Annotated in this window: 11 protein-coding genes; 4 read left to right on the top strand and 7 right to left on the bottom strand. The window is 71.1% G+C overall.

All coding sequences use genetic code 11. From position 1 onward, the window contains the following. Positions 1-40: 40 nt before the first annotated feature. From OHT77_RS02225 to OHT77_RS02210, 3 genes are all read right to left on the bottom strand, one after another. A complete protein-coding gene (locus tag OHT77_RS02225) occupies positions 41-1,117 on the bottom strand; it encodes a glycoside hydrolase family 19 protein (protein WP_328834123.1) in 1,077 nt (358 codons plus the stop codon). A 153-nt stretch (positions 1,118-1,270) separates the two neighbouring features. Continuing rightward, positions 1,271-2,086 (bottom strand): lectin, encoded by an 816-nt coding sequence (locus OHT77_RS44975; protein ID WP_405881595.1) that lies wholly within the window; start codon positions 2,084-2,086, stop codon positions 1,271-1,273. Between the two features lie 204 nt (positions 2,087-2,290). Then, entirely contained in the window at positions 2,291-3,406 is a 1,116-nt protein-coding gene (locus OHT77_RS02210; RefSeq protein WP_328826206.1) for a serine hydrolase domain-containing protein, read from the bottom strand. 118 nt (positions 3,407-3,524) lie between these two features. On the opposite strand from OHT77_RS02210, the gene OHT77_RS02205 reads away from it, so the two are divergent. After that, positions 3,525-4,406, top strand: coding sequence for an AraC family transcriptional regulator (locus OHT77_RS02205; RefSeq protein ID WP_328826205.1), 882 nt, complete (start codon positions 3,525-3,527; stop codon positions 4,404-4,406). A gap of 295 nt (positions 4,407-4,701) precedes the next feature. Continuing rightward, a complete protein-coding gene (locus OHT77_RS02200) occupies positions 4,702-5,937 on the top strand; it encodes an MFS transporter (protein ID WP_328826204.1) in 1,236 nt (411 codons plus the stop codon). 58 nt (positions 5,938-5,995) lie between these two features. On the opposite strand, the gene OHT77_RS02195 is transcribed toward OHT77_RS02200, so the two are convergent. Together OHT77_RS02195 and OHT77_RS02190 are read right to left on the bottom strand one after the other, a co-directional pair. Next, on the bottom strand, positions 5,996-7,126 hold the full coding sequence (locus OHT77_RS02195) for a carboxylate-amine ligase (protein ID WP_328826203.1): 1,131 nt from the start codon (positions 7,124-7,126) through the stop codon (positions 5,996-5,998). A gap of 76 nt (positions 7,127-7,202) precedes the next feature. Then, positions 7,203-8,141, bottom strand: coding sequence for a LysR family transcriptional regulator (locus OHT77_RS02190; RefSeq protein ID WP_328826202.1), 939 nt, complete (start codon positions 8,139-8,141; stop codon positions 7,203-7,205). Positions 8,142-8,241: 100 nt separating this feature from the next. On the opposite strand from OHT77_RS02190, the gene OHT77_RS02185 reads away from it, so the two are divergent. Further along, positions 8,242-9,264, top strand: a complete 1,023-nt coding sequence (locus OHT77_RS02185; protein WP_328826201.1) for an NADP-dependent oxidoreductase — start codon at positions 8,242-8,244, stop codon at positions 9,262-9,264. 428 nt (positions 9,265-9,692) lie between these two features. Continuing rightward, positions 9,693-9,824, top strand: coding sequence for a hypothetical protein (locus tag OHT77_RS02180; protein WP_328826200.1), 132 nt, complete (start codon positions 9,693-9,695; stop codon positions 9,822-9,824). A gap of 55 nt (positions 9,825-9,879) precedes the next feature. On the opposite strand, the gene OHT77_RS02175 is transcribed toward OHT77_RS02180, so the two are convergent. Then, positions 9,880-10,965: a dipeptidase gene (locus OHT77_RS02175; protein WP_328826198.1), complete on the bottom strand. Its 1,086-nt coding sequence runs from the start codon at positions 10,963-10,965 to the stop codon at positions 9,880-9,882. Further along, complete coding sequence (locus OHT77_RS02170) at positions 10,962-12,275, bottom strand: amidohydrolase family protein (RefSeq protein WP_328826196.1); 1,314 nt, start codon at positions 12,273-12,275, stop codon at positions 10,962-10,964. Before OHT77_RS02170 ends, OHT77_RS02175 begins: the two co-directional genes overlap by 4 nt. Positions 12,276-12,383: the final 108 nt, after the last annotated feature.

Below are 12,383 nucleotides of genomic sequence, written 5' to 3'. Positions count from 1 at the left end.
ATGAACCAGCCCTCGCGTCAGGTGGGCCCGAGGGCGACCGTCAGCAGTAGAGGTTGCTGCCGGGGCTGACCCCGAGGATGGAGGTGAAGCGGTTGTAGGCGTCGACGCGGCTCTGGACCTGCGCGGGGTTGCGGCCGTCGCACTCCAGGGAGCCGTTGATGGAACGGATGGTCTGGCCGAAGCCGGCGCCGTTGACCATGGCGTTGTGCGGGGTCATCGTGCCCGGGCCGGACTGGGTGTTCCAGTACCACAGGCCGGTCTTCCAGGCGACGGCCGAGTCGTTCTGCACCAGCCAGGGGTTGTTGAGGAGGTCGATGCCCAACGCGTCGCCCGCGGCCTTGTAGTTGAAGTTCCAGGACAGCTGGATGGGTCCGCGCCCGTAGTAGGCGGCCTGTCCGGCCGGGCAGCCGTAGGACTGGCTCGTGTCGCAGTAGTGGGGGTAGTTGGCGGTGTTCTGCTCGACGACGTAGACGAGTCCGCCGGTCTCGTGGTTGACGTTGGCGAGGAAGGCGGCGGCCTCCTGCTTCTTGACCGTGTCGGAGCCGGTCTTGGCGAAGCCGGGGTAGGCGGACAGGGCGGCGGTCAGGCCCTGGTAGGTGTAGAAGCCGTTCCGGCTCGGGAACATCTGGTTGAACTGGGCCTCACTGACGACGAAGCCGGACGGCGTGGTGCCGCCGCCGCTCGCGGGAGCGTTCCACTTCTGGTTGGCGCCGCCCGAGCAGGTCCAGATCTGGAGCCGGGTGCTGTTGGCGGAGTTGTTGCCCGTGACGTCCAGGCACTTGTTGGCCTGCGGGTTGACGATGTCGTTGGCGGAGCTGACGGCCCACTTCTGGGCGGCGCTGCCGTTGCAGTCGTAGAGCTGGACCGCCGTGCCGTCGGCCGTGCCGCCGGAGGCCACGTCGAGACACTTGCCGAGCGCGCGCAGCGTTCCGTCACCGGGGTTGGACCAGGTCTGGGCGCTGGTGCCGTTGCAGTCGTAGAGCTGTACGGCGGTCCCGTTGGCGGTGTTCGCCCCGGCGACGTCGACGCACTTGCCGGCCAGGCCGGTGATCCGGCCGTCCGCCGCACGGGCGGGGGAGATGGTGAACAGGGCGGACAGGGCCGCGGCGAGCAGCATGACGAGGGTCAGTCTGCTCAGAGCCGTGAGTCTGTGCGGACTCGGTGTCAAGTGGGGGGTGGTCATGGGGCGTTGCTCCTGTGGTCGGGGGGAGGACGAGGGCGGTCGGTCTGGGTCGGCCGTCCGGTACGCGAGCCGGGCGGGCCGCGGTCGTCAGCCCAGAACCGTCTGGGTGACGACGATGTGTCCGGCGTCCGGGTCGAGGACGCCGCCGAGGCGGCCGAAGGCGCCGTCGGTGAGATCGAGGCACTTCGGTTCCTGCGGGGTCTGGGCGAACGTCCCGCGGTCGTTGATCCGTACGGTCAGGGAGCGGCCGTTGGCGACATTGGTGACCTGGACCCGTGTGCCGAAGGGCAGTTGGGGCTGACGCGAGAGCGAAGTGGCCGCCGTGTCCGCGTTGTTGTCGAAGACCTCACCGCTGGCCGTGAGGGCGCCGGCGGGCTGGGGACCGTAGTGCGTGGCCCAGCACTGCTCTCCCGACTGCTGCGCGGGGGCGTTCCACTTCTGGTTGGTTCCTCCGGTGCAGGTCCAGAGCTGGATGCGCGCCCCGTTGGCGGAGGAGTTGTCGGAGACGTCGAGGCACTTGTTCGCGGCCGGGTTGACGATGTCGTTCGCGGCGGTGACGGTCCAGCGCTGGTTCGCGCCGCCGGTGCAGGTCCACAGCTGGATCCTGGCGCCGTCGGCGGTCGAGTTGCCGGTGACGTCGAGGCATTTGCCCAGCGCGCGAACGGTGTTGTCGGTGCCGACCGTCCACTGTTGGGCGCCGGTGCCGTTGCAGTCGTAGAGCTGGACCGGTGTGCCGTCGGCGGAGTCGGCTCCGGCGACGTCGAGGCACTTGCCGGCGAGGCCGGTGATGGAGCCGGTCGCCGCGGCGGCCGGTGTCGCGGTGAGGAGGCCGGTCAGCAGGGCGAGCATCGCGAGGACGGGGGTGCCGCGTAACGCGAGGCGGAGGGGGGAACGAGTGGTCATGGGGGTGGCGGGGCCCTTTCGAGCGGTTCGGCGCGCGCGGAAGAGGGCGCAGTCTCAACTCGGCGTGTGCCGAGGGGAGTTGACCACTTGAAAGTAAAAGTCTAGACCAATAAGGTCAAGGTGTGTGCATGACAGCATTCGTCGGTGTCGAGAGATCCGGCAAGGGCTCGTCCGGAGCATCTCCGCGCCCAGGGGCGCGAGTTGTCACCGGAGTCCGCTGTACGCGGCCATGATGATCTCCATGCCGCGGCCGTCCTCCTGACGCTCCCGGTCGATCATCTGGTTCATCACGTAGGCCACCGTCAGCCGCGCGTCGGGGTCGCTCGCGACCAGTGAGCCGCCCCAACCGCCCCAGCCGAAGGTGTTGCCGAACTTCCCGAAGCCCGCGGTCCAGGACATCGGCGTTCGCAGCACCCGGTCCTCGCCGCGGAACACCTCCTGCCACGCGGGCTCGCAGCCCTCGGGAGACAGCAACCGCACCCCACCGGCGGAACCCCGGTTCGCCAGGACCGACTGGACGAGGGCGACGGACCGGGCGTTGCCGAAGCCGTTCACCGCGGGGAGCTGCGCACGGCGCCAGGCAACGGAGTTGGCGTCCCTGACCCGGACCGCGACGCCGGTGTGCTCCCGGCGTGTGCCGTCCGGTCCGAGCGGCGCGCCGGCGGTGAACTCGTCGGTTTCTGACGGCGGCGGGATGAGCGGTGCGACGCGATGGTCGTCGGCGGGGGAGAGCCCGATGTGGAAGTCCGCGCCCAGCGGTCCGGCCACTTCCTCGGCGAAGAAATCACCGAGGCTGCGACCGGTGACACGGCGGACGATCTCACCGATCAGGAACCCGAAGGTGAGCGCGTGATACCCGGCGGCGGTGCCCGGTTCCCATTCGGGGGACTGCGCGGCCAGCGCCGCCGTCACGCGCTGCCAGTCGTAGAGATCCTCGACCGCCGTCAGCCCGGGCAGGTCCGGCAACCCCGCGGTGTGGGACAGCGCATGGCGTACGAGGAGACGCTCCTTGCCCGCCGCCGCGAACTCGGGCCAGTACGCGGCCACCGGTGCGGACAGGTCGAGCAGGCCCCGGTCGGCCAGGACGAGCGCGCACAGGGCGGTCATGTTCTTGGTCGTCGAGTTCACGCCCGTGAGTGTGTCGCGCTCCCAGCCGACGGTGCGGTCCGCGTCGGCGTAGCCGCCCCAGAGGTCCACCACCGGTTCGCCTTCGAGACGGACGGCGACCGAGGCGCCCACATCGTCCTTGCCGAGCGAAGCCGCGAAAGCCGCCTCGACCGCGGCGAACCGCGGCTCGCACCACCCCTTGAGATCATTCATGTGGGCAAGCCTCAGACAGGGCCGCAGCTCGCGGCCCGACAATTCCCGTACGGCTTCTGTCGGGCGGAGCGCGGCGGATCACCTGCACCATCACTTCCACACCTAGGGACGGACGCACGTGCTGGAGCGGCTGAACGAAGCGCTGGACCACCTGGAGGCCGGACTCGACCGCGAGGTCGACGTGGCCGAGGCGGCCCGGATCGCCGCGGTGTCGGAGTACCACTTCCGGCGGCTGTTCTCCGCCCTCGCCGGAATGCCCCTTCCGGTCTACCTGCGGCGCCGGAGGATGACGCTCGCCGCGGCCGAAGTGCTGGCCGGTGAGCGCACGTTGCTCGATGTCGCGGTGCGCTACGGCTACGGCTCGGGCGAGGCCTTCGCCCGGGCGTTCCGGTCGGTGCACGGCATCGGGCCCGGCGAGGCCCGGCGCACGGGTGCGTTGCTCACGGCACAGCCGCGCATGTCCTTCCGCGTCGTCGTCGAAGGCAGTACGACCATGCGGTACCGGATCGTGGAGAAGGAGGCGTTCAGGGTCGTCGGCAGGAAGGCCCGGGTCCCGCTCGTGCACGAGGGGGTCAACGAGGCCGCCGCGACGCACCTTGAAAGCCTCGACGAGCAGGCGATCGTACGCATGAAGGAACTGGGCGGCCGGGAACCGGAGGGGGTTCTGTCGGCGGCGGTGTACCTGACCGACGGCCGGGAGGAGGGCGACGGGGCGGACTACTGGATCGGCGTGGCCACCGGCCCGGAGACGGTCGTCGAGGAACTGGACGCCCTTGACGTGCCGGCCGGGACCTGGGCGGTCTTCGACAACGATGGTCCCTATCCGACCGCGCTTCAGGAACTGTGGCGTGACGTGTTCACCCAGTGGTTCCCCTCGAACCCGTACACGAGCCGGCCCGGCCCGGAACTCCTGGTCACGCAGCCGGTGGAGCTCGGCGAGGAGACCCACTCCCAGCTGTGGATCCCGGTCGAGCGGAGCAGGGGGAACGCGGGCCGGTGAACACCGGTCCGCGAACCGGCGGGGAGGCTCGGACTTCGAGCGCCAGGACGACAAGTAGACAAGACGATGAGGCGACTGTGACGCAGGCCATGCTCCGCGTCGGCCGATCTTGGAATGCGTGCGTACGTGCCGCGGCTGAACCGCTCGTAGACTTTCTCTGCCCTCAAGGGCGCATCGGGCAACGGTGGCCGACGCGACAGACTACAGAAACAGGGCGAAAAGGACGTACGACGGTCCTGCCCTCTTTACCCGCAACCGCACGCACACCACCGCCCGCGAAAGGTACTCGCGCTCCATGCCACTGGCCCTGCTGGCCCTTGCCCTCGTCGCGTTCGGTATAGGTACGACCGAATTCGCCACGATGGGACTCCTGCCCCAGATCGCCCACGGGGTCGGCGTGTCCGTGCCGCACGCCGGCAACCTCGTCTCCGCCTACGCGCTCGGTGTCGTCGTCGGAGCGCCCCTCCTGACCGGCCTCGGCGCGCGCATCGCCCACAAACGCCTGCTGCTCCTGCTGTCCGCACTCTTCGTGATCGGCAACGTCGCCTCCGCTCTCGCTCCGAACTTCGGCCTGCTGTTCGCCGCACGGTTCCTCGCGGGCCTGCCCCACGGAGCGCTGTTCGGCGTCGGAGCCGTCGTCGCCTCCCGGCTGGTCGCCCCCGAACGAGCCGGGCGGGCCGTGTCCAGGATGTTCCTCGGACTCACCGTCGCCAACATCGTCGGCGTCCCGGCCGGCACCGCCCTCGGGCAGCAGCTCGGCTGGCGGTACGCCTACTGCGCCGTCGCCGTCATCGGCGTGGTCGCGCTCGCCGCGCTGGCCGCCTTCGTCCCGCATCAGCCCCGCAGCGACCAGGCCGGCATCCGGCACGAGCTGCGGGCGATGGGCAACCGGCAGGTCGCCCTCGGCCTGGCCACCGCCGTCGTCGGATTCGGTGGCTTCTTCGCCGTCTACAGCTACCTGGTGCCGATCCTGACCCACCTGACCGGCCTCTCCGACGGCTCCACGACCTGGGTCCTCGCGCTCTACGGCATCGGAATGACGCTCGGCACCCTGATCGCGGGCCCGCTGACGGACCGGGCCCTGCGCCCCACGCTGTACGGCGGCCTCTTCCTGCTCGGCGCGACGCTCCTGGTGTTCTACTTCACCGTTCACAGCACCGTCCCCGCCTTGGTGACCCTCGCCTTCATGGGCGCGATGGGCGCCCTGGTCACCACCCCCGTGCAGATGCTGCTCATGGCCAAGGCGAAGAACGCCCCGACGATGGCCGCGGCCTCCAACCACTCCGCCTTCAACCTGGCCAACGCGGGCGGCGCCTGGCTCGGCGGCCTGGCGATCTCGGCCGGCTGGGGCTGGGCCTCACCGGCCCTGGTCGGCGCGACGCTCGCCGCGGCTGGCCTCGGCCTCGCCCTCTTCGCGGGATACACGGACCGCGACACCGGCAGCTCCACACTGATCACGTCCTCACCGGCCCGGACCTCGTCGGAGCCCGTGCCGACGACGTCCCACACGCAGACCGGTGGCGACGCCTGACCGGTGACGTCGGCCGCACCGGGCCGAGCGGAGCCGGAGGTGGTGGCGAGGATGAGAGCTAGCTCCCGGTGCTCACCGCGGTGGCTGGCCGCGCGGGCTGGGGCGCGATCAGGTCCAACAGCGCCTCTGTGCCGCCTTTCGCGAGCGCCGCGCGTTGCCGTGCGGCCCCCGTCCCCTGGTCAAGCAGCCGTTGGACGCCCGAGGTCACCCGGTCGACGTCCCCGAGTTCCTCGAGCGCGGGCGTGAGGTGATCGAGCAGGGCGGCCACCACCGTGGCCGCCGGCGCGGACGTGGCGGTGCGGGGGTCGACCAGATCCGCGCTCAGGCCGCGGCGCGCCGCGTGCCATCCGGCGGCCTGCAGTATCTCGGGCGAGGGGTTCAGGGCGAGCAGATCACGACCGTTCTCGCGCAGCGCGGTCACCACCAGCGCGCGGGTGAGCCCGGCGAGGGTGACGGCGCTGTCGACGTCCAACTGGACGTCGGGCGCGCGTACTTCCAACGTCGGGTAGTCCTCGGACAGCCGGGCATGCCAGTACAGCTGTCGCCGCTCGGACACGACTCCGGTGGCCAGCAGCGAGGCCACCAGCTCCTCGTAGTGCGCGGCGCCGGTGAAGAACGGGGGCGAGCCGCTGATCGGCCAGCGGCCGAAGACCACGGTGCGCCAGCTCGCGAAACCGGTGTCCTGCCCCTCCCAGAACGGGGAGTTGGCGCCCAGGGCCACCAGCACCGGCAGCCAGGGCCGCAACCGGCCCAGCGCGGCGGCACCGGCCTGTCGGTCGGGCACGGCGACATGGATGTGCATGCCGCAGATCAGCTGTTCGTCGACCAGCCGGGCCGCCTCGGCCCGCATGGTCCGGTAGCGCTCCTGCGCGGTGACGGGCACCAGCGGTGTGCCGGCCCGCGGCGCGCCACCGGTCGCCGCCAGCAGGCAGTTCGCGCGGCGGGCGGCGCCTCCCACCGCGCGCCGGAACCGGGTGAGGTGCCCGGCGACCTCGTCGAGGTCGGAACACACCGGGGTAGCGACCTCCAGCTGCGCCTGGAGCAGTTCGGTGTCGATGTCCTCCCGCCGCACCCCGGGCTCCTGTCCCGCGGCGGCACGGACCTCGCCGATGCGCGGCGTCGGCAGGCCCGTCTCGCGATCGAGCAGCAGGAACTCTTCTTCGACGCCGAGCGTCACACCTGTCGTCATAGTGGTGGGGTGCCCCCGATCCGCCCCGTCACGTCAGAATCGCGGTCCTGACGGCTCGCGGCGTCCGGCCGCGGGGTCAGAGCTTCGCCCGCCGGGTCCCGGCCTGGCCGCCGGGCAGGCTCACATCCTGGGGGACCGTGGCGCGAAGTTCCCGGACCAGGGCGCGTACGACCGTGGATCCCGCCAGCTCGGCGGTGGTGACGTAGCCGACCTGCCGTGTCGGGCCGTCGGGACCGAGATCGGCGATGCCGACCGAGGCCGGTGCTCCGGACAGGGAGAGCGCGGGCATGATCGCCATTCCGTGGCCCGCGCTCACCAGGGACAGCACCGCTCCGTCGTCCTCGGCCTCGACGGTGGCCCGGGGGATCCAGTCCTGCGCGGCCCACCAGCCGCGCGTGTGGGAGCCGCAGTTCTCGGCCCAGTCGGCCAGCGGCAGCGAACGCGGTGCGGCGTGACCGGACGCGTGCACCAGGGCGTACGGCTCCTCGAAGAGCCCGCTCGCGACCAGCCCCGGGGGAAGCGGTGCGGAGCCGCCCAGTGTGGCGATGGCGATGTCGGCCTTCCCGTCGGCCACTTCGCCGGCGGTACCGCGCCCCACCTCGCGCACGATCCGCACCCGCGGTTCGATGCCGGGATGGCGGGCGCGCAGCCGCTGGAGCGCGGGCGGCAGCAGGTGGAGAGCCGCGCTGCGGAACGCCGTGATCCGCAGCGGCCCTTCCGCGGCCCCGGACCGGGCCGCACCGCGGGCCTCGGCGGTCAGGAGTTCCAGCAGGCGCAGGATGCGGCGGGCGTGCGCGACGGCCGCCTCTCCGGCGGGAGTTGGGCGGGCACCGGTTCGGCCGCGTTCGAAGAGGACCGCCCCGATCTTGCGTTCGCTGCCGCGCACCGAGTGGGAGACCGCGGACTGCGTCAGGCCGAGTGCCCCGGCCGCGGCGGAGAAGCCGCCGGTGTCCGCGACCGCCACCAGGACGCGCAGTTCGTGCGGGGCCAGATCGGAGTCGGTCGTACGGGCCACGGGGTGCTCACCTCGGCGTATGAGAACTGCTCATGGAACGGGCCGTCACATGAGCCCAACTGGCTGCCCACCAGGCACATTCCCAGCCTACGGTCCGGCCATGAACGAGACCGCGCTCACCGTGCACCAGACCGCCCGCCCGCACGGATTCCCCACCGCCGAGCACTTCGCCCTCGTCGAGTCCGCGCTCCCCGAACCCCCGGCGGGCAGCGCGCTCGTGGAGAACCTCTACTGGTCCGTCGACCCCTACCACCGCGAGATGATGGACGACGTCCCCGACGGCTTCGCGCTCGGCGCACCGCTGGAGGGGCGCGCGATCGGACGGATCACCGCCTCGCGCACGCCTCTGCTGACCGAGGGTGAGATCGTGTTCCACCGACGCGGCTGGCGCACGCACGCGGTGGTCGCCCCGGATGAGATCCGGCGCCTGCCGCGCTTCGATGGGGTGCCGTTGACCGCGTATCTGAGCATCCTCGGCGGAACCGGCCTGACCGCCTATGTGGGCCTGACCCGGATCGCCCGCCTCCAGGAGGGCGAGGACCTGTTCGTGTCGGCCGCCGCGGGCGGGGTCGGCACCGCGACTGGACGGTTCGCCCGGCTGCTCGGCGCCGGACGGCTGGTGGGGAGCGCCGGTTCGACGGCGAAGGCGGACCATCTCACCCGCGAGGTCGGTTACGACGCCGCCTTCGACTACCACGCGCGTCCGCCCGCCGAGCTGCTCCGCAAGGCCGCGCCGGACGGCATCGACGTGTTCGTCGACAACGTCGGCGGCCCGCAACTCGCCGCGGCGATAGGGCAGTTGCGCGAGCTCGGACGCGTCGTCCGCATCGGGACGATCAGCCAGTACAACGACCCCGACGCGCCGTCACCACACTTCAACTACGCGGACATCGTCGAAAAGAGCCTCCGGATGGAGGGCTTCCTTGTGAGCAACTACCGTGACGTGCAGGACGAGTTGTACGACTTCGCGGTCCCGCATCTCCAGAGCGGCCGGCTCGCCCTGGACGAGACGGTCGTCGACGGCTTCGAGCACATCGTGGACGCGTTCCTGCTGATGCTGCGCGGCGGGAACACGGGCAAGATCATCGTGCGGGACCGTACGGAGGTCTCGTCCGTGGGCTGAGGACCGGATCCGGCGCCGATTTCCTGCATCAGCCCATCGACCTGGCGGTCGCCGCCGAGGCACACCACGCCAAGCTGGCGAGCAGACCCGTGCCCTGCTCCACTGGTCGAAACGCAGGGCTGCTTCGGTGCGTTGGTACTCTCCACAACCAGGGCGAGGCGGGGGAGACGATCATGGGAGCAGAGCCGTCGAGTCCTCCGGGCCGCCGGTTCACGGGCGTTGGGAGCGGTGTCCTCCTCGGTGGCCTGACCGCAGTGGTGACCATTTTTGCGATCGAGAGGGCTTGGGCTGCTTGTGACGTCGGCGTCAACGCCGGAGCCAACGGCATAACTCTGCTGTTTCTTGCGCCTCTCATATGGATCGCCACCGCGGTTTCGTGGGTGATCCTGGGCAGTACTTTCGGAAGACGTCATCGCAGGACGGCCCTGATGGCAGGGCTCATCTTCACCTTGTGGTTCAGCTGGTTCCTCGTCACGTGGCTCGGGATGCCGGACTCCTACCCCGACCCGTTCTGCCCGGGCAACATCCCACCCTGGTGGCCGAGTTTCGTCCCGGCCTGATCGACATGGGCTACGGGAACCCGCTGCGCGTGTCCCGGAACTCGGGCGCCGATCCTCAGGCCGTCCAGACGCGGTCGGCGTAGGCGAGGAAGTTGCGGCCGAGGATCTTCTCGATGCGGTCGGAGTGGTAGCCGCGCTTTTCCAGGAGGCGGGTCAGGTCGCGGAACTGGTCGACGCCGCGCAGGTCCACGACGAAGGGGTAGGTGTCGGCCCGTTCGCCCGCCGCGCCGACGCCGGCCGCCTGGCGGGCGGCCACGTGTTCGGCGAGCGCGGCGCGATAGGCGTCGAGGTCGTCCACGGCGGTGACGCTGCCGTCGGTGCCGATGCCGACGTGGTCCTCTCCGCAGACGTCGACCGCGTGCACGATGTGGTCGACGACGTCGGCGGCGGTGGCGTGGCCGGTCGGGTTGAGGAAGGGCATGAAGTAGATGCCGACGAACCCGCCCCGGTCGGCGACCAGGCGGAGTTCCTCGTCCGTCTTGTTGCGCGGAAGGTCGGCCAGGGCGCGGCAGCCGGTGTGGTTGATCGACACGGGCTGCCGGGAGTGCCGGGCCGCGTCCAGGCAGGTGTTCTCCCCGCTGTGGGAGAGGTCGACCATCACGTGGTGGTCGTTGAGGGCCTCGACGACCTGGCGGCCGAACGGGGTCAGGCCCCGGTTGGCGGTGGCCATGGAGCCGTCGCCGAGGTGGTTAGCCTGGTTGTAGGTGAGCTGGACCACCCGTACGCCCGCCTCCGCGAACCCGGCGACGCGGCTCTCGGCCAGGGCGGGGTCCTCGCCGACGGCGACGGCGTTCTGGAAGCCGTAGATGACGCCGATCCGGCGCTCGCGGTGGGCGCGCCGGATGTCGTCGGCCGTACGGACCTTGAGCAGGTCGGCCGGGTGTGCGTCGAGGATGCCGTCCCAGACCGCGATCTCGTCGAGCGTGTGCTCGTACGGGGGGAGGTCGCCCATGGTGTATCCGAGGGTGATGTTCACGGCGGTCAGGCCGGAGGCGCGGGCCTCGGCGATCGCCCGCGCGTCGACCGCGAGTTGGCCGCTGTCGGGATTGAGCTGCGTGGCGGCGGCCTGGGCGGCGGGGGTGTTGGGGTTGTCGAGCTGTCCCAGCGCGTTGACGATCATCGGGTGGGCGGCGGTGGTCACTGGGCGTCCTTCTCGAAGTCGGCGCGGTCGAAGCGGCGGCCGCGTTTCACGGTGAGGGTGATGGTGCGCAGGTTGGCGATGTCCCGGAGCGGGTCTTCGTCCAGGACGGCGAAGTTCGCGAGCTTTCCGGCTTCGACGCTGCCCATGTCCGCCTCGGTGCCGGCGGCCTTGGCGCCGACCAGGGTTGCCGCGCGCAGGACGTCGGCGGCGGACATCCCGCAACGGTCGACGAGGAAGGCGAGTTCGCCGTACAGGGCGGGGAACGGGTCGTCGGGATCGGTCTCGAAGTCCGTGCCGGTGCAGACGCCGACTCCGGCGCGGTGTGCCTGGGCGGTGACGGCGGCGGCCAACTCGGTGTTGCGGCGGGCCCGTTCGGCGGACTCTGCGGTGTCGCCCTTGAGTTCGTCACTGGTCCACATGGACGCGGTGGCGTCGAGGACTGTGCCCCGGCGGCGCATCTCGGCGAAGAGCGCGGCCAGTCGCGGGTCGTCGCCCGCGGCGAAACGGTCGTGGTCCACGGCGGGCTTGGTCTTGTAGCTACTCAACGGCTCGGCGGGGTTCTCGAAGGCGAGCAGGGTGACGTGGGAGACGCTGTCCACGCCTGCGGCGACGACCTCGCCGGGCGCGGCCGGGAAGACGGTGGCGTGTGCCCACACGGCGATGCCCTGGCGGTGCGCCTCGGCGGTGACGGCGGCGACGGTCGCGGCGTCCAGGTCGGCGTAGACCTTGATCGCGGCGGCGTAGGTGCCGCGGGCCAGGGCGACGGCGATGGTGAGGTCGGTGTCGGGGGTGATGGCCTGCATCCAGGGGACGGCACCGGGCGTGGCGCCCCGGGAGACCTCGTGGGTGCGCGGGTCGTCGAAGAAGGAGGGGCCCGCCATGAGTGCCGCGTAACGGATGTCGGGGCCGGGGATCTCGCCGACCAGGGTGGCCCGGGCGAGGTCGCCGATCTGCCGCAGGTCGTCGGCCATGTCACGGACGGCGGTGACCCCGCTGTGCACCAGGCGCCGGAGCACCGCCTCGGCGACGGGCCGGTCGGGCGGGGTGGCCAGGTGCTGGTGGGTGTCGATCAGGCCGGGGACCACGAACCTGCCGTCGAGGTCGACGCGGGGCGCGTCGGCGGCGAGCGGGGGCAACGGGTCGCCGTCGCCGAGGACGGCGTGGATCCGGGCGCCGTCCGTGACGATCGTGGTGTCCGCGCGGGGCCGGTCGCCGGTGCCGTCGAAGAGGGTGGCGCCGCGGTAGACCGTGACGGTTCCGGCGGGCGGTGCGGCCCAGGGGGTCGGGGCACCCGGGGGCAGATCGGTCATGGTCACCTTCAGTCCGCGAGAATCTGTGTTGTTACGCTCTGGGTAACATCTGTATCGTGTGGTGAAAACGCGGTTACTGTACTCCGTGACCGGTGGATCACCGCAAGG

It is taken from the genome of Streptomyces sp. NBC_00252 (assembly GCF_036187565.1).
In the GTDB taxonomy this organism is placed as follows: Bacteria; Actinomycetota; Actinomycetes; order Streptomycetales; family Streptomycetaceae; genus Streptomyces.
Note: the sequence above shows the minus strand (reverse complement) of the source record. Positions and strands in the feature narration are given on the sequence as shown.

Coding starts and splice junctions, on each gene's coding strand:
- OHT77_RS02225 (WP_328834123.1), bottom strand. CDS start 1,117: ATGCTGCTCGCCGCGGCCCTGTCCGCCCTGTTCACCATCTCCCCCGCC.
- OHT77_RS44975 (WP_405881595.1), bottom strand. CDS start 2,086: ATGACCACTCGTTCCCCCCTCCGCCTCGCGTTACGCGGCACCCCCGTC.
- OHT77_RS02210 (WP_328826206.1), bottom strand. CDS start 3,406: ATGAATGATCTCAAGGGGTGGTGCGAGCCGCGGTTCGCCGCGGTCGAG.
- OHT77_RS02200 (WP_328826204.1), top strand. CDS start 4,702: ATGCCACTGGCCCTGCTGGCCCTTGCCCTCGTCGCGTTCGGTATAGGT.
- OHT77_RS02195 (WP_328826203.1), bottom strand. CDS start 7,126: ATGACGACAGGTGTGACGCTCGGCGTCGAAGAAGAGTTCCTGCTGCTC.
- OHT77_RS02185 (WP_328826201.1), top strand. CDS start 8,242: ATGAACGAGACCGCGCTCACCGTGCACCAGACCGCCCGCCCGCACGGA.
- OHT77_RS02180 (WP_328826200.1), top strand. CDS start 9,693: ATGGCAGGGCTCATCTTCACCTTGTGGTTCAGCTGGTTCCTCGTCACG.
- OHT77_RS02170 (WP_328826196.1), bottom strand. CDS start 12,275: ATGACCGATCTGCCCCCGGGTGCCCCGACCCCCTGGGCCGCACCGCCC.